Source organism: Burkholderia sp. 22PA0099 (assembly GCF_047497165.1).
Lineage (GTDB): Bacteria > Pseudomonadota > Gammaproteobacteria > Burkholderiales > Burkholderiaceae > Burkholderia.
The window spans coordinates 1,144,950-1,163,392 of sequence record NZ_CP163165.1 but is presented as its reverse complement, the minus strand read 5'-3'; the positions used below and the strand labels follow the sequence as shown (position 1 = coordinate 1,163,392).

Annotated in this window: 22 protein-coding genes; 9 read left to right on the top strand and 13 right to left on the bottom strand. The window is 69.1% G+C overall.

Annotation, left to right across the window (positions count from 1 at the left end):
• Nucleotides 1-14: 14 nt before the first annotated feature.
• The 6 genes from AB4851_RS20545 to AB4851_RS20520 form a co-directional block, all read right to left on the bottom strand.
• Nucleotides 15-416, bottom strand: a complete 402-nt coding sequence (locus tag AB4851_RS20545; RefSeq protein WP_414451251.1) for a GtrA family protein — start codon at nt 414-416, stop codon at nt 15-17.
• Nucleotide 417: 1 nt separating this feature from the next.
• A complete protein-coding gene (locus AB4851_RS20540; RefSeq protein WP_414451250.1) occupies nt 418-1,467 on the bottom strand; it encodes a glycosyltransferase in 1,050 nt (349 codons plus the stop codon).
• Between the two features lie 483 nt (nt 1,468-1,950).
• The gene (gene pdxA / locus AB4851_RS20535) at nt 1,951-2,952 is read right to left on the bottom strand and encodes a 4-hydroxythreonine-4-phosphate dehydrogenase PdxA (RefSeq protein WP_414442753.1); all 1,002 of its coding nucleotides are present in this window, start codon (nt 2,950-2,952) and stop codon (nt 1,951-1,953) included.
• A gap of 32 nt (nt 2,953-2,984) precedes the next feature.
• Nucleotides 2,985-4,262 carry a four-carbon acid sugar kinase family protein gene (locus AB4851_RS20530; RefSeq protein WP_414451249.1) on the bottom strand — a complete coding sequence of 426 codons (1,278 nt, stop codon included), beginning with the start codon at nt 4,260-4,262 and terminating at the stop codon, nt 2,985-2,987.
• Nucleotides 4,262-5,257 (bottom strand): 2-keto-3-deoxygluconate permease, encoded by a 996-nt coding sequence (locus tag AB4851_RS20525; protein WP_414451248.1) that lies wholly within the window; start codon nt 5,255-5,257, stop codon nt 4,262-4,264. The genes AB4851_RS20530 and AB4851_RS20525 overlap by 1 nt, the downstream gene beginning before the upstream one ends.
• A 100-nt stretch (nt 5,258-5,357) precedes the next feature.
• Nucleotides 5,358-5,531, bottom strand: a complete 174-nt coding sequence (locus AB4851_RS20520; protein WP_414451247.1) for a hypothetical protein — start codon at nt 5,529-5,531, stop codon at nt 5,358-5,360.
• On the opposite strand from AB4851_RS20520, the gene AB4851_RS20515 reads away from it, so the two are divergent.
• A complete protein-coding gene (locus AB4851_RS20515; protein WP_414451246.1) occupies nt 5,530-6,300 on the top strand; it encodes a DeoR/GlpR family DNA-binding transcription regulator in 771 nt (256 codons plus the stop codon). The genes AB4851_RS20520 and AB4851_RS20515 overlap by 2 nt on opposite strands.
• Nucleotides 6,301-6,316: 16 nt before the next feature.
• Here AB4851_RS20515 and AB4851_RS20510 read toward each other — a convergent pair whose 3' ends face one another.
• Nucleotides 6,317-7,273, bottom strand: a complete 957-nt coding sequence (locus AB4851_RS20510) for an IS110 family transposase (protein WP_414450162.1) — start codon at nt 7,271-7,273, stop codon at nt 6,317-6,319.
• Between the two features lie 226 nt (nt 7,274-7,499).
• A complete protein-coding gene (locus AB4851_RS20505) occupies nt 7,500-8,237 on the bottom strand; it encodes a glutamine amidotransferase (protein ID WP_414451245.1) in 738 nt (245 codons plus the stop codon).
• Between the two features lie 92 nt (nt 8,238-8,329).
• Here AB4851_RS20505 and AB4851_RS20500 point away from each other — a divergent pair, with 92 nt between their 5' ends.
• Nucleotides 8,330-9,247 (top strand): LysR family transcriptional regulator, encoded by a 918-nt coding sequence (locus AB4851_RS20500; protein WP_414451244.1) that lies wholly within the window; start codon nt 8,330-8,332, stop codon nt 9,245-9,247.
• Nucleotides 9,248-9,274: 27 nt separating this feature from the next.
• On the opposite strand, the gene AB4851_RS20495 is transcribed toward AB4851_RS20500, so the two are convergent.
• Together AB4851_RS20495 and AB4851_RS20490 are read right to left on the bottom strand one after the other, a co-directional pair.
• Nucleotides 9,275-9,835 (bottom strand): hypothetical protein, encoded by a 561-nt coding sequence (locus AB4851_RS20495; RefSeq protein WP_414451243.1) that lies wholly within the window; start codon nt 9,833-9,835, stop codon nt 9,275-9,277.
• A gap of 170 nt (nt 9,836-10,005) precedes the next feature.
• Nucleotides 10,006-10,392 carry a DUF3592 domain-containing protein gene (locus AB4851_RS20490; RefSeq protein WP_414451242.1) on the bottom strand — a complete coding sequence of 129 codons (387 nt, stop codon included), beginning with the start codon at nt 10,390-10,392 and terminating at the stop codon, nt 10,006-10,008.
• A gap of 200 nt (nt 10,393-10,592) precedes the next feature.
• Between AB4851_RS20490 and AB4851_RS20485 the strand changes: the two genes are divergently transcribed.
• The 3 genes from AB4851_RS20485 (at nt 10,593) to AB4851_RS20475 (ending at nt 12,554) form a co-directional block, all read left to right on the top strand.
• On the top strand, nt 10,593-10,862 hold the full coding sequence (locus tag AB4851_RS20485; protein WP_414442761.1) for a hypothetical protein: 270 nt from the start codon (nt 10,593-10,595) through the stop codon (nt 10,860-10,862).
• A gap of 125 nt (nt 10,863-10,987) precedes the next feature.
• Nucleotides 10,988-11,200: a hypothetical protein gene (locus AB4851_RS20480; protein ID WP_414445638.1), complete on the top strand. Its 213-nt coding sequence runs from the start codon at nt 10,988-10,990 to the stop codon at nt 11,198-11,200.
• Between the two features lie 184 nt (nt 11,201-11,384).
• Nucleotides 11,385-12,554: a serine hydrolase gene (locus tag AB4851_RS20475; protein WP_414451241.1), complete on the top strand. Its 1,170-nt coding sequence runs from the start codon at nt 11,385-11,387 to the stop codon at nt 12,552-12,554.
• A 16-nt stretch (nt 12,555-12,570) separates the two neighbouring features.
• On the opposite strand, the gene AB4851_RS20470 is transcribed toward AB4851_RS20475, so the two are convergent.
• Nucleotides 12,571-13,131 (bottom strand): ecotin family protein, encoded by a 561-nt coding sequence (locus AB4851_RS20470; RefSeq protein WP_414442763.1) that lies wholly within the window; start codon nt 13,129-13,131, stop codon nt 12,571-12,573.
• 168 nt (nt 13,132-13,299) lie between these two features.
• Between AB4851_RS20470 and AB4851_RS20465 the strand changes: the two genes are divergently transcribed.
• Nucleotides 13,300-13,647 carry a hypothetical protein gene (locus AB4851_RS20465; protein WP_414451240.1) on the top strand — a complete coding sequence of 116 codons (348 nt, stop codon included), beginning with the start codon at nt 13,300-13,302 and terminating at the stop codon, nt 13,645-13,647.
• Nucleotides 13,648-13,797: 150 nt separating this feature from the next.
• Here the strand turns inward: AB4851_RS20465 and AB4851_RS20460 are convergent, their stop codons facing one another.
• Nucleotides 13,798-14,154 carry an ecotin precursor gene (locus tag AB4851_RS20460; protein ID WP_414442765.1) on the bottom strand — a complete coding sequence of 119 codons (357 nt, stop codon included), beginning with the start codon at nt 14,152-14,154 and terminating at the stop codon, nt 13,798-13,800.
• Between the two features lie 183 nt (nt 14,155-14,337).
• Between AB4851_RS20460 and AB4851_RS20455 the strand changes: the two genes are divergently transcribed.
• The 3 genes from AB4851_RS20455 (at nt 14,338) to AB4851_RS20445 (ending at nt 16,860) form a co-directional block, all read left to right on the top strand.
• Nucleotides 14,338-14,721, top strand: a complete 384-nt coding sequence (locus tag AB4851_RS20455; RefSeq protein WP_414442766.1) for a DUF5594 family protein — start codon at nt 14,338-14,340, stop codon at nt 14,719-14,721.
• A gap of 147 nt (nt 14,722-14,868) precedes the next feature.
• A complete protein-coding gene (locus tag AB4851_RS20450) occupies nt 14,869-15,372 on the top strand; it encodes a YbhB/YbcL family Raf kinase inhibitor-like protein (RefSeq protein WP_414451239.1) in 504 nt (167 codons plus the stop codon).
• Between the two features lie 117 nt (nt 15,373-15,489).
• A complete protein-coding gene (locus tag AB4851_RS20445; protein ID WP_414451238.1) occupies nt 15,490-16,860 on the top strand; it encodes an MFS transporter in 1,371 nt (456 codons plus the stop codon).
• A 101-nt stretch (nt 16,861-16,961) separates the two neighbouring features.
• Here AB4851_RS20445 and otsA read toward each other — a convergent pair whose 3' ends face one another.
• On the bottom strand, nt 16,962-18,377 hold the full coding sequence (otsA, locus tag AB4851_RS20440) for an alpha,alpha-trehalose-phosphate synthase (UDP-forming) (protein WP_414451237.1): 1,416 nt from the start codon (nt 18,375-18,377) through the stop codon (nt 16,962-16,964).
• Between the last annotated feature and the right edge of the window lie 66 nt (nt 18,378-18,443).

The following is an 18,443-nucleotide window of genomic DNA, read 5'->3' as shown; positions in this document are numbered from 1 at the left end:
AAGGAATCCAGAATTTACGGCCGTGCAGAACGCCGGAACACCCACCATCTGGCGCTGACGAAGTTCACGGCCATCCCGGCGATCGAGCCGACCGCGACGCCGGCGAACGGCAGCCAGCGCGTGGCCGGAACATTCAGCACGACGACGCTGTAGGCGGCGTAGTTCACCGCGCCGCCGAGCGACATGGCCAACAGGTATTGCCACCATTCGCGCCAGGCCGAGCCGCGTGGCGCGTCGGATTGGCGGAACGTGTAGCGGCGATTGATCTGCCAGGTGGTCCAGACCGCCGCGAGGAACGACAGCGCGCGCCCGACGAAATAGCCCTGCCCGGCGGCGAGTGCGAGCCAAAGCACCGACGCGTCGACGGCAAAGCCGAGCACGCCCGCGATCAGGAAGCGGAACAGCTGGCCGCGCATCTCAGCGGCGCGAGCGCAGATGCAGCGGCCCGGGCTCGGCCAGGTAGGCGAAACGCTTGGTCTCGCTGCGGCCGCGCGTGACGGTGTCGAGCACGATGCCGCAGGTCAAGAACATCGCCCCGGCCAGCATGATCGCCACCGACAGCACGGCGGTGGGCAGGCGCGGCACGAGCCCCGTCTTCAAATACGTATCGAGCAGCGGCAGCGCCAGCCCGACGGACAGCAACCCGCACAGCAGCGCACCCACGGAGAAGAACGCGAGCGGCTTCTCGGCCTTGAGCAGGCGCAGGATCGTCATCAGAATCCGGAAGCCGTCGCGATAGGTGTTGAGCTTGCTCTCTGAGCCTTCCGGCCGCGAGCGGTAGACGGTATCGATCTCGGCCACCGGCATGCGCAACTCGAGCGTATGCACGGTCAGTTCGGTTTCGATCTCGAAGCCGCTGGCGTGCGCAGGGAACGATTTGACGAAGCGGCGCGAGAACGCGCGATAGCCGGACAGCATGTCGGTGAAGGTCCGCCCGAACAGCCAGGCCGCGCACGAGGTCAGCATCCAGTTGCCGAAGCGATGGCCGGCGCGGTAGGCCGCCTGCTCGTCGGTGCGGCGCGTGCCGACCACCATGTCGCGCCCGTCGATCAACACGCCGTCGATCAGCGCCTGGGCGGCGGTGGCGTCGTAGGTGTCGTCGCCGTCGACGAGCACGTACACGTCGGCCTCGATGTCGGCGAACATGCGGCGGATCACGCTGCCCTTGCCCTGATCGCGCACGCCGCTCACCACGGCGCCGGCACGGCGGGCGACCTCAGCGGTGCCGTCGGTCGAGTTGTTGTCGAACACGTAGACGATCGCGCCCGGCACGGTGCGCTGGAAATCGGCCACCACGGCCGCGATCGTCACGGCTTCGTTGTAGCAGGGCACGAGGATGGCAACCGTTGGTGCGGCGGCCCCGGCGTTCGTCGGGGTGGATCGTGCATCGGCTTGCGGTTCGCCCGCCGCCCGGCCTGCGGGCAACTGCCCCTCGGCCCGGCCGTCCAACATGGTTGTCGTGGTCATCATTCTTTCCGCAAGGCCGGTCGGCGCCGGCCTTGTCATTCAGGGCATCGTGCCCCCGTTGGGGCGACGGCGGCCCGGCATCGCCGCCGCATCGAATCCGTGCCCGGCTGCCCGATTCCGCCGGGTCGAAAAACAGCGTGCGATTCTACCTTACGCGGCATGACGCGCCGGAGCCGGCCGCCGCGCGCAGCAACCTCCCGGCACGATGCAGGCGGGCGCAGGATGACGGGATCGAAGGAAAAACACGGGCCGCCGCGCGGCAAATCGCTGCGCAGGCTTGGGCCGACTTGGGGCCGCCAGCCGCCGAAACATCCGGCAGAGCGCCGCAAAGGAAGGAATAAGCCACACCTCGACGCGTCACGCGATAGACGACGCGCCTCCCCATGACCACGCGGGCCGCCGGGGGAAGCGGCCCGCTTCGTCATCGGCCGGCTCGCGCAGGGGAGTCGCGAGCCGGCCCGGGCGGCGCGAAGCGCGCCGCTTTCAGGTGCGGCGCGTCGCCAGTTCGGCGCCCTGGCGCAGCGCTTCGAGCATGCTGCCTTCGTCGGCGATGCCCTTGCCGGCGATGTCGAACGCGGTGCCGTGGTCCACCGAGGTGCGCACCACGTCCAGCCCGACCGTCACGTTGACGCCGGCTTCGAGGCCGAGCACCTTGACCGGGCCGTGGCCCTGATCGTGATACATCGCCACCACCAGGTCGAAATCGCCGCGGCCGGCGCGATAGAACAGCGTGTCGGCGGGCAGCGGGCCGGTCACGTCGAGGCCGCGCTCCTGCAGCAGCGTCACGGCCGGGATGATCTTCTCTTCTTCTTCGCCATAGCCGAACAGGCCGTTCTCGCCCGCATGCGGATTGATGCCGCACACGCCGATGCGCGGCTTTGCAATGCCCGCCTTGATCAGCGTGGCGTTGCCGCGCTCGATCGTGCGTTGCACGAGGCCCGGCTCGATCTTGCGGATCGCGTCGATGATGCCGATGTGGGTCGTGACGTGGATCACGCGCAGTTGCGGCGCGACCAGCATCATCGACACTTCCTCGACGCCCGTCAGGTGCGCCAGCATTTCGGTGTGGCCCGGGAACTTGTGGCCGCCGGCATGCAGGGCCTCCTTGTTCAGCGGCGCGGTGCAGATCGCGTCGATCTGGTTGGCCTGCGCCAGCTCGACGGCGCGCGCGATGTAGCGATAGGCCGCGTCGCCCGCCACCGGCGAGAGCTGGCCGAACGGCAGGTCGGCGGGAATCAGTTCGAGGTCGATGCAGTCGATCGTGCCGCGCTCATAGCGCGCCTGCGCGGCGCCCTCGATGCGGCGCACGGTGGCCTGCACGCCGGTGATCTCGATCGCGCGCTCCAGCCGGCGCGCATCGCCGATCACGAGCGGGCGGCATTGCTGGTAGACGGTGTCGTGCACGAGGCTCTTGACGACGACCTCGGGGCCCACGCCGCTCGCGTCGCCCATCGTGATGCCAATAACAGGAAGATAGTTGCTCATGATGTGTTTCGTTCAGGGTGGATTCGTGGGGTTCAGGCGCTGCGGCGCGCCGTGGGCATCTGCTCGCCGCGCAGGTGCCGCCAGGCGCCGAGCAGCGCGTGTTCGGTGCCGAACGCGCCGGCCTTGGTGACGACGCGCGGGCCGCGGCCGTCGGCCGGGCGGCCGAGCGCGACGCCCGCCTCGATCTCGCAGGCCAGTTCGAGGCCGCCGATGCGCGCGGCGGCCAGCATCGCGCGGGCGGTCTCGCCGCCGGTCACGATCAGGCCGCCGAGGCCGTCGACATACGGTGCGACGAGCGCGGCGAGCGCGTTCGACAGGTGCGAGCCTTCGGCCGGATCGAACGCGTCGTCGCGGCCGATGCGCACGATGGCGTCCTGCTGGCCGCGCAGGCACGCGCCGATGCGGTCGTGCCACGCGCGCCATTGCGCGTGGCGACTGCCCTCGCGCAACACGGCCGGCGGCACGATGAATTCGGCGATGCCGGCCTCGGTGCGCAGCAGCACGCACTGACGCTCGGAGATCGCCGACAGGCTGCCGACCAGCGCCAGCAGCGGGCCGGCCACGGCGGCATCGGCCGGCGTTTGCGCCACCGGTTCGGCCGCGGATTCCCGTTGCGCCGCGAACAGGTCGGGCAGATCGGCCAGCTCGCGCGACAAACCGCCCGAGCCGACCCAGAAGAACGGCGCGTCGATCGCAGCCGTGACACGCGCGATCGCGGCCAGGTCCTCGCCGGTTTCGGCGTCGACGACGATCGCGCTCGCACCGCCCTGCGCCATGTCGGCGAGCAGTTCGGCGATCCGTTGCGGCGCGACGCGCAGCGTTTCGAGCGCGACATGCTCGACGCGCAGGCCGGCGGCCTCCAGCATCGCATGCAGCGCGGCGTCCTGGCCGGCGTTGTCCAGTTGCCAGGTTTCGGTGGCTTCGAGCGGCACGCCGCGCACCATCACGCGGCCGTCGCGTACGGTGCGGCCCGTGGCCGGAAACGCCGGTGCGACGATGGCCGGGCCGGCCAGCGCGGCGAGCGCCGCCACTTCGGCCGCCCAGTTGCCGCGCAAGGTCGAATCGATTTTCTTGTAGAGCCGACGGCCCGGCGCCTGCAACGCCCGCCAGGCATCCGCCGCGCGTTGTGCCGCTTCGGCGGGCGTCAGGCGGCGCGTGTCGGTATCGACCGCCACCACCGCCGCCGGCCGCACCGGCACGCTCGCGTCGAGCGACACCACGGTGCGCCGCCCGGCCGCCGCGAACGCGATCGCGCAATCGGCGGCGCCCGACAGGTCGTCGGCAACAATCAGCAGACCGGACGTGCTCATCACGCGCCCTCTCGCACCGGGTTGCCGGCTCGCGCGCCGCCCTTGGCGTTGACGCGCTTGGCCACCGCGGCGGTGAGGATCGGCGAGGCGATCGCGGTCACCACCACGCAGGCCGCCACCAGCAGCGTGGCCGACTTGGCCGCTTCGGTGTACACGGGGTTGGCCGCCGCGATCAGCGCCGGCACCGCCGCCGCATTGCCCGCGGTATTGGCCGCCGCCACGCCGGCCACGCCGGTGCCGCCCGTCAGGCGATCGGCGATGTAGAGCGGCACGCCCGTCACGATCACCACCGCGACGCCGAGCAGGATGCCGAGCAGGCCGGCCTGCCAGACCTTGTGCAGATCGAGGCCGGCGCCGAGCGCCAGCGCGAAGAACGGGATCATGACCGGCACCGCGCGGCTCAGGAACGCGCGCATTTCGCGGTCGAGATTGCCGAGCAGCATGCCGAGCGCGAGCGGCAAGATGCTGCCGACCAGGGTGGGCCACGGGAACGCCGACAAGCCTGCCACACCGAGCGTGACCATGGTCAGGAACGGGCCGGATTCGAGCGACATGATGGTGTACGCGCCGACATCCTCCGAGCGGCCGTACTGGCCCATCAGCGCCATGTAGAGGCCGCCGTTGGTGTCGTTCATCGCGGCCACCACGGCCAGCGTCGAAATGCCCGCGAACAGGCCCGACGACACCGGCTGCTCGCCGAGGAAATGGCCCAGCACGATGCCCGTCACGATCGCCGCACCGACCTTGGTCACGAACAGCGCCCCGCCCTTCTTCAGCAGGTAGGGCGTGGCCTTCACGTCGATGCTCGCGCCCATGCACACGTAGAACACGGCGAGGATCGGCAGCGAGCCGGTGAACAGCGCGTTGGTAAACGAGCCGAAGAATTTCGGCATGGTCGGCAGGAACGTCGCGATCAACGAGCCGACCAGCAGCGGGACGATCATCATCCCGCCCGGTACGCGCTCGATGGCGCGCTTGATGTGAATCTGAGCCATCCGTGTCTCCCCAGGCAGTTTCTGTTTGAATCGGTCACACTTTGACCGATTCGATCAAAACGGAGTGTAGCGACAACATCGGGCTTCGGCAATTGCTCGTTCACACGGGATTACCCTGATCGATTGGTGCAAAAAATCGCTCCATATTGATCGAATCGATCAGAATATCGGTCATTCGATCGAAGCGCGCCGGGCAGGCGCCGGGCGCGGAGCGTCCGCTACACTGGCGAGCCTCGTCTCCAGCAAGCATCGAAACACTGCACAGGAACTTCATGAAAGTCGAGAAACGCCGCGAGGCGATGCTCAAGGCCGTGCTGTCCGGCATGAACGACGTCGCCGCGCTCTGCGAGCATTTCGGCATGTCCGAGGCGACCGTGCGGCGCGACCTGCGCGCGCTCGCCGACGAGCGGCGCATCGTGCGGACCTATGGCGGCGCGGCATCGGTCGGCATGCACGAGCCGGAGGAATCGCTCGACACCCGACGCGCGAGCTTTCGCGAACAGAAGGAAGCGATCGCGCGCGCGGCCGCGCGGCACGTGCAGGACGGCGACACGATCTTTCTCGACGGCGGCACCACCACCGCCGCGCTCGCGCGCTGGCTGTCGGGGCGGCGCGACATCCACGTGGTCACCAACAACCTGCTGGCCGTCACCACGCTGGCGGTGGCCGAGGTGCGCGTGACGCTGCTCGGCGGCGACGTGCGTCCGTCGAGCATGAGCACGCTCGGGCCGATCGCGCAGTTGGCGCTGTCGCGCGTCAGTTTCGACAAGGCGTTCCTGGGCGCGGATGGCGTGGTGGCCGGGCGCGGCCTGTGCGAGGCGTCGGCCGAGCAGGCCTATCTGAAGGAATGCATCGCCGCGCAGGCCGCGCAGGTGCTGGTGCTGGTCACGTCGAACAAGCTCGAACGCGCAAGCCAGCAGCACTGGACGCCGCTCGATCGCAACTGGACGCTCGTCACCGACGCGCAGGCCGAGGCCGCGCTGCTCGCGCGCTTCGAGCAGCGCGGCGAAGTGACGGTGGAGTGTGCGGCGCAGGACGACTGAGCAACCGTCTTGTGAGTCAAGCGATATGAAAGTCGGGATTCCAGTCGACGCGATGTTTTGCGACGGCATTGATGATCGTCAGCAGCTTGCGCATGGCGGCGACCAAAGCGACTTTCTTTCGCGTGCCTGCGAGGACGAGACGTTGGTAGTACTCGCGCAGCACAGGGTTGTAGCGCACGCCAGTGAGCGTGGCCATGTACAGGGTGCGACGCACGTCGGCGCGTCCGCCCCAGATGCTGCGCTGACCGCGCATGAGCCCCGAATCGCGATTCAGCGGCGCCACGCCGACCAGTGCTGCGATGCGTCTGCGATCGAGCTTGCCCAGTTCGGGCAGCTCGGCGAGCAGCACGGCGACGCTGGTCGAGCCGATGCCAGGCACGCTGCGCAACGTGCGCGCCAGTTCGGCATGATGATGCGCAACGTGCGCGGCGACCTCGGTATCGCTGTCGTCGAGCTCCTTTTTGAGGAAATCGATGACGCGTTCGAGGCTGGCCCGGGCTGCAGCATGGGCAAGCCGCAAGCGTTGTCGCTCGCCGGTGATCATCTGGACCAGTTGCCGACGCCGCAGCACCAGGGCTTGAAGCCGCTGGAGTTCGGCATCGGCAAGCGGTTTGACGAAACGCTCGCGCTCGGGATGCTGGTGCAGCACGCGAGCGAAGGCGGCCAGCATCCTGGCGTCGAGCGCATCGGTCTTGGCCAGCACGCCCATGGCTCGCGCAAAGTCGCGCGCCATGCGAGGGTTGACCACGGCGACGGCCAGGCCCACGGCTTGAAGTGCGCACGCAGCCTCGAACTCGTAGCCGCCGGTGGCCTCCAGCACGATCAGCGCCGGCTGAAGTTCACGCAATTGACTGACCAGTTGTTCGATGCCGGCCGCGTCGTTGGTTGCCTGCCACGTCGCAGTTTGCGTGCTGGTGGCCACCTCCAGCGTCCGGCTCGACACATCGATTCCCACGAAAACAGTATCGGACACGTCCCTTCGCTCCCATCCTTGTTTATGCGAACTCTACATTCCTACAACCGTTCGGGCTGCAAGAAAGGACGGTCCAACCCGGGCGCCCAGTGCTCAGTCACGGGCTTCGTGTTTCAACCCAGAGGCCGCTCGGGCTACCCGAGTTGGTCCGAGGCTTAAAGATACAAGGCAGGCGGGGGCGGCCGCGAAGCAGGCCGTGATAGCAGGCCTTAAAACAGCCCGCGCTTCAACGCCCCGCGCACAAACGCGCAAAACGCCCGAGCAGGCCGAACGCGACCGGTGTGGTCCGCACGCTAACATTCGGCGGCACCGCGTCCGCGCCATGCTCGCCCGGCTGCGCGCGCAGGATCGCGAGATACGCCTTGATCGCCGCCTGCGGAAATTCCGGATGAAACTGCACGCCCCAGGTGCGCGCGCCGTAGCGAAACGCCTGGCACGGATCGGCCTCGCTCGCGGCCAGCAAGCGCGCGCCCGCAGGCAGACGATGAACGGACTGGTAATGCACGACCTGCGCGTCGAAACGGGCGGGCAGCGCGCCGAACAGCGGGTCCGCCGCCGCGTCGGCCGTCTTCGTGATCGACACCGTGCCGATCTCGAACCGCCCGTCGCGACGGTCGCCCACCTCGCCGCCGAGCGCCTGCCCGAGCAATTGATGGCCGTAGCAGATGCCGAGCATCGCCGGGCCGTCGGCAGATTCGGCGGATTCGGCCAACCAGCGCCCGAGCCGCTCGCTCCACGCCTCGCGCGCCGTCACCATCGCATGCGAACCGGTCACGACGATCCCGGCGAAACCGCGCGGGTCGGGTAAGGCCTCGGCGCTGCGCGCGTCGAACCGCTCGACCGGCAGGCCCGCTTCCGGGTCGGACACGAGGCCGGCCTCGATCCAGTCGGCGAAATCGTCGTGGGCGGCACGGATCGAGGCGAAGGTTTCGCCGGCGATCACGATCAGAAGCGGTTTTTTCATCGAAAGGGCAACGAATGGCGGGACGGTGCGCCGATTGTACGCAGCACCCCGGCGGCCGATAATACGCGCGACCGAGCAAGGACCTGTTCCCCGTGAGCACAAATCAGATTCCGCCGTTGATGGTCGAGATGGCGACCCTCGTCAAGGTCGCGGAGGCCGGCAGCTTCTCGGAGGCCGCGCGCCGGCTCGGCTCGACGCCGTCGGCGGTCAGCCGTTCGATCGCCCGGCTGGAGCGCGCGCTCGGCACGCGGCTGATCGTGCGCACCACGCGCCGGCTGCGCCTCAGCGACGAAGGCGTGGAAGCGCTGCGCCATGCCACCGAGCTGGTGGCGGCCGCCAAATCGGTGATGTCGCTGGCCGAACGGCGCTCGGCCGAACCGGCAGGCACGCTGCGCATCAGCGCCCCGCGCGCGCTCGGACGCTTCCTGATCCATCCGAACATCCCCGATTTCCTCGCCGCGCACCCCTCGGTGGACGTGGTGCTGAAGCTCGACGACGGCCCGCTCGACCCCGCCGCCGATCAGGTCGACATCGTGTTCCGGATCACCGACGATCCGCCGCCCGGCCTGGTCGGCCGCAAGCTGCTACGCATCGAGCATGTGGTGTGCGCGACGCCGGCCTATCTGGCGCGGCATGGCGCGCCCGCGCATCCGCGCGAGCTGGCCGCGCACAGCTGCGTGACGCTCAGCGAGGATCCGGTCGACACGCGCTGGCGCTTCGAGAAACAGGGAACGACGGTGGCTGTCGACGTGCGCGGCCGCTACGTCGCCAATCATTCGGGCGTGCGGCTGGAGGCGGTGCTGGCCGATATCGGCATCGGCGGGGTGCCGCATTTCGTGGCGGCGGCGGCGCTGCAGGACGGCCGCGTCGCGCGCGTGCTGCCCGACTGGGTGTTCAAGACGAATTATTACGGCAACGCGTGGGCGTTCTGCTCGCCGAGCCGCCACACCGCGCCGAAGATCCGCAGCTTCCTGGCGTTCATCGCGCAGCGGATCGGGGCATCGGGCTGAACGTGCCGTGGATGCGCGCGCCTGGCGTCAGTCGTCTTTGTCTTCGTCGTCGCTCTTGGCCTTGGCCTGCTCCAGGTGCTTGACCATCTCGTCCTGAACCTGGCCGATCTTGCGCGTCATGTGCTGGATCATCTCCTGCTGCACGCGATGCACGTCCGGATCGACGCCGGCCGGCGCGGGTGCGTGCTGCGCCGCGTGCCCCGTCATGCCGATCATTTCGGTATCGGTCATCGGCCCGAGCGCGGAAATGTCGTACTGCTCCGCCAGTTCAGCCGAACCGGGCAGCGATGGCGCGTGCTGCGCGATGAACTGCATCGCGTGATGCTGCGGCGCGAGCGGGTGATGAGCGGCGACATGGGCCGAGTGCGCCGAGGCATCGGCCCCCGACGCCGTGCGGTTGCGCGTGCGCCCGCCCGCCGCGCGCTGCTGGGCCGCGAAGCTGGGCGGCATGTTCGACAGTTGGCCCATCGAGACGCGACGCGTGTTGTCGCCGTGGTCCTGCCGCTGCCCGGGCGCGGACTGCCGCGGGTCGGTGCGCGCGGTATCGACCGGCGCGTTCGTCAGGTTGCGAAGGTTTGTCGTCACCATGATGGCGGCCTGTGTCGGAGGGAAGCGACTCATTTACACCCGAACGGCCGCGCGGCGCGCGCGACTTGGCGAAGCCGGCGACCGATATGCGAAACGGGCCGCCCGACAGCGCTTATGCACAGGCATCCGGCGTGCTGCGCCTGTGCATAAACCTCGCTTGCCGAGGTTTTTCAGCCGTAACGCCCGCGCGTGGGTGCGCCACGAATGCCGCTCCAAAGAAACGCCGCCGCCAGCACGCACAGGAACACCGGCACACCCCAGATATCCACCTCGGTATCGATCGACGCGCTCGCCTCGGGCGTCGCGGCACGCAGCCGAACCGGCACGCGCTGGCCGGGCTCCAGCGAGCGCCAGGTGCCGATCGGGCGCGTGTGATGCGTGCCGTCGGGCGCGTCGAAGGCCACCTCGGGATGATGGCCGCCGGCCAGCAGCCGCACCACCGTGCCGGTCACGACGGTGGACGACAGCCGGTAATCGACCGTGCGCCAGGTAATGCCGGCGGCCACGATCGCCAGCACGGCCCCGACGACGAGAAACAGATGGTTCGGACGTCTCACTGCGATTGGCTCCCTCGAAACACGATGGTTGATATGGCCATCCCTGCGATGGCCTCCCTGCGATGGCTTCCCTGCCATGCGTTCTCTGCCATGCGTTCCCTGCGGCGGCCGGCACCCCCGCCCATCTCCGCGCCGCGCTCGTGCGAAAATCCCGCCTTTGCCGCGCCCGGCGCGGCCCACGTCACACGAAAGGCGCCTTCATGAACATCAACGAACAAATCTCCGCGCTGACCGCCGCCGAACTGCAAACGGCCGGCGCCAGCCAGGCCACCGCGATCGCGCTGTCGGTGCTGCTGCGCCACCTGCGCTCGCCGCAGCTCGCGCAACTGCTGTCGTCGGCCTTCGAGAATCACGAGGCCGTGATGCTGCAATCGCCGTGGCCCGACCAGATGCTGCATTCCTACAAAGCCACCCGCCGCCTGCTCGAAGGCGCGGCCGGCGTCGAATCGCCCGACATCGCCAACGACTGATCGCGCCCCCGCGCGCCCAGCCCGCGTCTTGCATGGCGCGCCGCTTTGCTGCGATCATGGCGCCGTCGCGCCTCGCGCGGCCGGCTCTCACCACGTGCGTGCCGCCCTTGTTTCCGCTGCCGACGATGCCCACCGATTCCGACCAACCCAAGCGCCGCCCGTCCATCCGGACGCAGAACATCATCGCCGTGATTGCCGGCCTGATCACGTTCGCGGCCGGCGCGGGCTGGGTGATCTACAGCTATGTGGTCGATCGCGAAGCGCCCTATTTCGCGATCCCGCTGGTGTTCTCGGTGCCGGTGATCGTCGCGGTCGCGATCCGCAGTTTCTGGGACTGACACCCGCTGACGCGCCGCATTCAACGCGGCGCGCGAATCTTTCCGTCATGCGCCTGTCCTAAGCGCGACGCCGGCCAGCCCGGGCCGCGTCAGTCCAATTGCCGTCATCCGCATGATTCGCCAACTGTTTGCTTCCCTGCTGCGTCGCCCGCCTTCCGCCCGACGCCTTCTCGCCCTAGTCTCGATGACGTTCGCCACGGCGTTGCTGTCCGCGGTGTCCGGCCCGGCTTCGGCCACCACCGCACGCCACTGCGCCGCCCATCAGGTCGCGCACAGCACACGCTGCGTCGCCCGGCCCGTCAGGCACGGCCATCATGCGACGACGCTCGAGTCGCGCCATCATCCCGTCGTGCATCGCAAACCGCGCCGCCGCGCAGTGCCCAAGCACGGCGTGGCATCGCACGAGCGCGTGCATCGCAAGCGCGCCGCGCGCGGCACGCACGCGAAGCGCAAGCCTCGGCATCCGCTGCATCCTCCGGTGCCCCATGCGGCGCACGGCAGCGCGGCCGGTATCGAGCGCGGCGAGGCATCCATCGCCGAGCAAACCGCCGATCCGATCGGCCACTTCGCGAAACCGCAACTGCTGGCTGGCTGCGGCTACTCGCCGGCCACCCGGCGCCTGCTGCGCTCGCGCTCGATCTACGTGGTGGACGAACGCACCGGCACCGTGCTGCTGGAGCGCAACGCCCGACAGATCCGGCCGATTGCCTCGGTATCCAAGCTGATGACGGCCGTCGTCTGGCTCGACCACCCGGCGCCGCTGGCGAAGAAAATCCGCGTCACCGCGGCGGACCGCGACACGATCAAATTCACCGGCTCGCGGCTGAAGGTCGGCTCGGTGCTGTCGCGCCGCGACATGCTGCATATCGCGCTGATGTCGTCGGAGAACCGCGCCGCCGCGGCGCTCTCGCGCGACTATCCGGGCGGCCGCCCGGCATTCCTCGCCGCGATGAACCGCAAGGCGCGCGCGCTCGGCATGAGCCATTCGCATTTCGTGAGCCCGACCGGGCTGTCGCCGCACAACGTCTCGACTGCCAGCGATCTCGCGCAATTGGTAGCGGCCGCCGACCACTACACGCCGATCCGCACGTTCTCGACCGATCGCGGCCAGATCGTGCGGCCGGGCCACGGCCAGTTGCGCTATGTGAATTCGAACGCGCTGGTGCGCGGCGGCGACCCGCGCATCACGCTGCAGAAAACCGGCTTCATCAACGAAGCCGGGCATTGCGTGGTGATGCGCTATCGGATCAACGGCCGGCCGGTGGACATCGTGCTGCTCGACGCCCCCGGCCCGCGTGACCATCTCGCCGACGCGATCCGCATCCGCGACTGGCTGGCCTGCTCGCTGCATTGAGCAGGCCGGGCCGCGTTCAGCGCACCGCCGCGCGGCCCACTTCGTTCGAACCTTGCCAGAGCCGGTAGCGAACCTCGTAGCCCACCGGCGCATACACCACCACCGGCAGACGGCTGTCGTAGCGCAACAGGAAGCCGTCGCCGCGACCGATCACGAACGCCGTTTGCGGCGCGGCCGACGGCGGACACGCCATCATGGTCGACACCACCGGCCCGACATCGGTCACGCGATACAGCGGATAGCCGGTGCCGGGCACCGTGTCGTGCTGCAACCGCGCCGAAAAGCTGCGGACGTTGCAGTCGGCCGGCAGCGTCTTGCCGACGATCACTTGCACACGCACGTCCTCTTCGAGCGGCAACGCAGGCAGCACGATCACCGAGCGCTGGAGGCCCGGTTGCGGGGCCGGAAACGACGTCAGCTCAACGTTGGCGGCCGTCGGTGGCACCGCCGCGACGGGGTTGGCGGGAACCGTGACAGGTGCCGGCGCGGGCGTGCCGGTTTGGGCGATGGCGGCGCTGGACGCGCACAGGGAAACGGCGAAAGCGGCGGCTGCGAACAGCCGGTTCGGACGATGCATGAGGATCTCCTGATCGAGCGGCGGGTGCCGAAAGGATTCACGCCGGCACGCCACGCCGTGGCGGCGCGCGCGGCGAGAGTCAAGCGATTGTAATCTCCCGACACAATTCGCCTCGAACCATGCACGTCCTGCCCTTTCTTACAGACAGCACCTTTGGAGGACCCCATCATGCTGAGACTGCTCGGAACGCTCGGGATCGCAGCCGCCCTGGCAGGCTGCGTCGCCGCCCCTGGCGGCTATTACGACGGCTATGCCGATCCCTATTACTCGAACGGCTATGCCTACGGCCAACCGGCCTACGCGCCCGTCTACGGCACGGTGAACGTATGGGGCGGGGGCGGCGGGGGCTGGGATCGCGGCGGCTGGGGCCACGGTTGGCGTGATCGTGGCGGCTGGCACGGCGGTGGTGGCGGCTGGCATGGCGGCCGGGGCGGTGGTGGCGGCCACTGGCAAGGTGGCGGCGGCGGTGGCCGAGGAGGTGGCGGTCACGGCGGCGGTGGCGGGCACGGCCGCTGATCGGGCCTCGGGGCATCATTTACGCCCCGGATTGCAACCAGTTGTATCCGCGAACACCATCGTCACGTCATCGCATCAAACGACAACGCCCGCCCGGATCTCCCGGGCGGGCGTTGTCGATTCCGGGCGCCTGCCGGCGTCCTGCCGCGCTTACCAGCCCGGCTGCTGATAGTAGCCCGGCGCCGGCTGCGGACCGCAAGGCACGTAGGCGTTGCGATAGCGGTCGAAGCAGGCGCCCGGGGGCGGGCCGGCATAAACCGGTTGGTACTGCGCCGGCTGATAGGCCGGTTGGGCATAAACCGGTTGCGCATAAGCCGGGGCTGCGTACACCGGTGCCGGCGCCACGGCCGACGACACGATCGCGCCCAGCACGGCCCCGCCGATCAGCGCGCCAATCACGGCACCACCGCCACCACCGCCGTGCCAACGTCCATGAGCCGAAGCCGGCCCTGCCACCGCAAGCGCACCGGCCGTTACCAGCACCGCGACAATTTTCTTGTTGATCATGTTGCTCTCCACTCAAGGTGGTACGTGATGAAACCCATTGTGGGACGAGTCCTCCGTAACAGGTGCAGCAAGTGGTAACGCCCGATTACGGCTGTAAAGCGTCACGAAAACAACCGTAAGCCACCCGGCAAACCGCATGCTAGGATTTTCGAGACACCAGAACGACTCTGCGGAGACGCCGCCATGGACCTCGATATCGCGCACCGGTTCGACGCCGAGTTCGCCCCCCGCATCGCCGAGCGCATTACCGCGCTGCTCGGCCCGCATATCCGCGCCGACGTGCGCCCCTACGGCGGCCACGGCCATCCCACCCATATCGACGTCACCAGCACCACGCCCGAACACGTGCGCGGCTATCCGCACGCGCTGCATCTGACGCTGACCTGGGATTCCGAGGAAATCGACCGGCTCGTCATCGACGATCACGACGGCACGCGCTTTGCGCGCTACCTCGACGCGCTCGCGAAGAAGCTGCCGGGATGGCAGAGCGCACGCGGTCTCGACTTCGGATCGCGTACCCAGACCGAACCCGCAGTGCTGCTCGGCGGCCTCGATTTCGAGGCCTGAACGGCGCGCGCGGCACGGCCCGCGCCTGGCGTCGCGCCCCGGAAGCCGGTGATACACTCGCCCGGTTCGCGTCGGCGCCACGGTGCCAGCCACGGCCGTTTCGGCGACGCGCCCGTTTCGTCGAACCCACGAATCCTGGAGGCTTCAATGGCTGAATTCCGGCTGCGGACCCACGCATTTCCCGAAGGCGGCTTGATGCCGAAAGCGCAGGAGTACAACCACGCCGGCTTCGGCGTCGACGGCGGCAACACGTCGCCGGCGCTGACCTGGGAAGGCGTGCCGGCCGAGGCGAAAAGCCTCGCGATCACCGTCTACGATCCCGATGCGCCCACCGGCAGCGGCTTCTGGCACTGGGTGGCCGTGAACCTTCCGGTCGGCACCACGGCGCTGCCGGAAAACGCGGGCGCGGCGGGCAGCACGACGCTGCCGGCCGGCACGGTGCAGGTGCGCAACGACTACGGCGACGAAGGCTTCGGCGGCGCCGCGCCGCCGCGTGGCGATGCCGCGCATCGCTACATCTTCACCGTGCACGCGCTGAAGGTCGACAGCCTGCCGATCACGCCCGACACCACCAACGCCGTGGCGCGCTTCATGATCCATCTGAACCAGGTCGCGTCGACCAGCTACACGGGCCTGTACGCCCTGAAGTAAGCGCAGCGCCTCGGCGGTGGCGCCCGGCGCGCCGCCGCGTTCCCAACCGGTTGCGTCCGCAACCCGATCGAGCGGCGCCACGCCTCACGGCAACGCCGCCCGCACCCTCGCCCGCCCATGAACGCCGACGATAACGGCCTCCCCCTTCCGCAGCGCTACTGGGCAATCGCCTGCATCGCGCTCGGCATCACGCTGGCCGTGCTCGACGGCGCGATCGCCAATGTCGCGCTGCCCACCATCGCGCACGACCTGCGCGCCTCCGACGCCGCCTCGATCTGGATCGTCAACGCCTACCAGCTCGCGGTCACCATCTCGCTGCTGCCGCTGGCCGCGCTCGGCGACCGGATCGGCTACCGGCGCGTCTATCTGGGCGGCCTGGCGTTGTTTACCGTGTCGTCGCTCGGCTGCGCGCTGTCCGATTCGCTCACCTCGCTCGCGACGATGCGCGTGATCCAGGGCTTCGGCGCGGCCGGCATCATGAGCGTCAACACCGCGCTGGTGCGCATGACCTACCCGTCGCGGCTGCTCGGCCGCGGCATCGCGCTCAACGCGATGGTGGTGGCGCTGTCCTCGGCGGTCGGGCCGACGGTCGCCTCCGCCGTGCTGGCGGTGGCCGCGTGGCCCTGGCTGTTCGCGATCAACGTGCCGATCGGCATCGCGGCCGTCGCGGTCGGCCTGCGCGCGCTGCCGCCCGATCGCGGCCACGACGCGCCCTACGACTACGTCAGCGCGCTGCTCAACGCGTGCGTGTTCGGCCTCGTGATCATGACCGTCGACGGGCTCGGCCACAGCCAGAATCACGCGATGGTGATCGCGAGCGGCATCGGCGCGGTGGTGCTCGGCTACGTGTTCGTGCGGCGGCAGTTGAACCAGCCCGCGCCGTTGCTGCCGGTCGACCTGCTGCGCATTCCGATCTTCGCGCTGTCGATCAGCACCTCGGTGGCGTCGTTCACCTCGCAGATGCTGGCGTTCGTCGCGCTGCCGTTCTGGCTGCAGCACACGCTCGGGCTGTCGCAGGTGGAAACCGGCCTTTACATGACGCCGTGGCCGCTCGTGATCATGGTGGTCGCGCCGCTGGCGGGCGTGCTGTCCGACCGCTATTCGGCCGGCATGCTCGGCGGCATCGGGCTCGGGCTGTTCGCGGCCGGGCTGCTCGCGCTCGCCATGCTCGGCGCGCACCCGGCGCCGTTCGACATCGTCTGGCGGATGGCGCTGTGCGGCGCGGGCTTCGGGCTGTTCCAGGCGCCGAACAACCGCACCATCCTGTCGTCCGCGCCGCGCCATCGCAGCGGCGGCGCGAGCGGCATGCTCGGCACCGCGCGGCTCACCGGGCAGACGCTCGGCGCGGCGATCGTCGCGCTGATCTTCGACATCGTGCCGGCGCGCGGCCCGACCCTCGCGCTGTATGCGGCGGCCGCATTCGCGGCCGTGGCGGCCTGCGTGAGCCTGCTGCGGCTCGGCGCCAAACCGCCCGCGCACGCGGGCTGAACGGCCGGCCACTCGTCCCCTCAACGAACAACGGCGGCGCCGAAGCGCCGCCGTGGAAGGGATGCATGCCGGAGCGAACCGGCTTGCCGCTTGCGCGCGCCTCAGGCGTCCACGCGCCGACCGACGCGGCGCGTGACCGAAGCGGCGGTGGCAACGCTGCGCAGGTCGGTCAGGAACGAATCGCGCCACACGCCCAGATCGTTGCGCTTGAGCGCGGCGAAGTTGCTGCCGTGACGCTCGCGGCGCTCGCCGAGCGGCATCGACAGTGCACGCTCCAGCGCATCCGACATCTGCGACAGATCCGACGGATTGACGATCAACGCGGCCGGCAGTTCGGCCGCCGCGCCGGCGAATTCCGACAGCACCAGCACGCCCGGATCGTCGGGATTCTGCGAGGCCACGTATTCCTTGGCGACCAGGTTCATGCCGTCGCGCAACGGCGTGACGTAGCCGACGTGCGCGTGACGAAACAGCGCCATCAGCAGATTGCGTTCGTACTTGCGGTTCAGATACTGGATCGGCGTCCAGTCGAGCTGCGCGAAGCGGCCGTTGATGCGGCCGGCCTCGCGTTCGAGTGCCTGCCGGATCCGCTGGTAGGTCTGCACGTCCGAGCGCGTGGGCGGCGCCACCTGCACGAACGACACGCGGCCCTGCCAGCCCGACGCGTTGGTCAGCATCCGCTCGAACGCCTGGAAGCGCTCCACCAGCCCCTTCGAATAATCGAGCCGATCCACGCTCATCACCAGCTTGCGGTCGCGGATCGCATCGCGCAGCGCGGCCACCGGCTTGCGCTGCGCATGCTGCACGGCCGCCTCGGCGATCGCGTCCGGATACACGCCGATCGGATAGGCGCCCACCTTCACCACACGGTTGTGCACATGGAGCATGCCGTCGTCGGCCGCCGTGCCGATGCCGCGCCGCTCCAGGTAATCGACGAACGACTGCTTGTCCGATTCGGTCTGGAAACCCACCACGTCGTAGGCGCTCATGAAGCGCACCAGCTCGTCGTGCGGCGGCACCGTGCGCAGCACCTCGGGCGCGGGGAACGGGATATGCAGGAAGAAGCCGATCGGGTTCTTCACGCCGAGCGCGCGCAGCGCATGCGCGAACGGCAGCAGGTGGTAGTCGTGCACCCAGATGATGTCGTCCGGCTCGATCAGCGCGACGAGCTGCTTGGCGAGCGTCTGGTTCACGCGCAGATAACCTTCGTATTCCTGCCGATCGAAGCGCGCGAGATCCATGCGGTAATGGAACACCGGCCACAGCGTGGCGTTCGAGAAGCCGCGGTAGTACTGGTCGTAGTCGCGTCGCGACAGGCCCACCGTCGCATAGGTCACGTTGCCTTCGCGCTCGATCACCGGCTCGCCGGCCTCGCCCACGATCTCGCCGTTCCAGCCGAACCAGACACCGCCCGACTGCCGGAGCGCGTCGAGCACGCCCACGGCGAGACCACCCGCCGACGGCCGTGCATCCTGACCTGCTGCCACGCGATTCGAAACCACGATCAATCTGCTCATATGGCCTGCCCCTGTGTTTGAACGAAGCGGCGCACGGACGCACCGGTTCCTTCCGTCGCAGCACGC

What these genes read in the sequence shown, in the direction of transcription:
- otsA (WP_414451237.1), bottom strand. Translation starts at nt 18,377, where the DNA reads ATGAGCAGATTGATCGTGGTTTCGAATCGCGTGGCAGCAGGTCAGGAT.
- AB4851_RS20505 (WP_414451245.1), bottom strand. Translation starts at nt 8,237, where the DNA reads ATGAAAAAACCGCTTCTGATCGTGATCGCCGGCGAAACCTTCGCCTCG.
- AB4851_RS20450 (WP_414451239.1), top strand. Translation starts at nt 14,869, where the DNA reads ATGGCTGAATTCCGGCTGCGGACCCACGCATTTCCCGAAGGCGGCTTG.
- AB4851_RS20445 (WP_414451238.1), top strand. Translation starts at nt 15,490, where the DNA reads ATGAACGCCGACGATAACGGCCTCCCCCTTCCGCAGCGCTACTGGGCA.
- AB4851_RS20515 (WP_414451246.1), top strand. Translation starts at nt 5,530, where the DNA reads ATGAAAGTCGAGAAACGCCGCGAGGCGATGCTCAAGGCCGTGCTGTCC.
- AB4851_RS20480 (WP_414445638.1), top strand. Translation starts at nt 10,988, where the DNA reads ATGCCCACCGATTCCGACCAACCCAAGCGCCGCCCGTCCATCCGGACG.
- AB4851_RS20470 (WP_414442763.1), bottom strand. Translation starts at nt 13,131, where the DNA reads ATGCATCGTCCGAACCGGCTGTTCGCAGCCGCCGCTTTCGCCGTTTCC.
- AB4851_RS20460 (WP_414442765.1), bottom strand. Translation starts at nt 14,154, where the DNA reads ATGATCAACAAGAAAATTGTCGCGGTGCTGGTAACGGCCGGTGCGCTT.
- AB4851_RS20545 (WP_414451251.1), bottom strand. Translation starts at nt 416, where the DNA reads ATGCGCGGCCAGCTGTTCCGCTTCCTGATCGCGGGCGTGCTCGGCTTT.
- AB4851_RS20525 (WP_414451248.1), bottom strand. Translation starts at nt 5,257, where the DNA reads ATGGCTCAGATTCACATCAAGCGCGCCATCGAGCGCGTACCGGGCGGG.
- AB4851_RS20465 (WP_414451240.1), top strand. Translation starts at nt 13,300, where the DNA reads ATGCTGAGACTGCTCGGAACGCTCGGGATCGCAGCCGCCCTGGCAGGC.
- AB4851_RS20530 (WP_414451249.1), bottom strand. Translation starts at nt 4,262, where the DNA reads ATGAGCACGTCCGGTCTGCTGATTGTTGCCGACGACCTGTCGGGCGCC.
- AB4851_RS20520 (WP_414451247.1), bottom strand. Translation starts at nt 5,531, where the DNA reads ATGAAGTTCCTGTGCAGTGTTTCGATGCTTGCTGGAGACGAGGCTCGC.
- AB4851_RS20495 (WP_414451243.1), bottom strand. Translation starts at nt 9,835, where the DNA reads ATGGTGACGACAAACCTTCGCAACCTGACGAACGCGCCGGTCGATACC.
- AB4851_RS20455 (WP_414442766.1), top strand. Translation starts at nt 14,338, where the DNA reads ATGGACCTCGATATCGCGCACCGGTTCGACGCCGAGTTCGCCCCCCGC.
- AB4851_RS20485 (WP_414442761.1), top strand. Translation starts at nt 10,593, where the DNA reads ATGAACATCAACGAACAAATCTCCGCGCTGACCGCCGCCGAACTGCAA.
- AB4851_RS20540 (WP_414451250.1), bottom strand. Translation starts at nt 1,467, where the DNA reads ATGACCACGACAACCATGTTGGACGGCCGGGCCGAGGGGCAGTTGCCC.
- pdxA (WP_414442753.1), bottom strand. Translation starts at nt 2,952, where the DNA reads ATGAGCAACTATCTTCCTGTTATTGGCATCACGATGGGCGACGCGAGC.
- AB4851_RS20475 (WP_414451241.1), top strand. Translation starts at nt 11,385, where the DNA reads ATGACGTTCGCCACGGCGTTGCTGTCCGCGGTGTCCGGCCCGGCTTCG.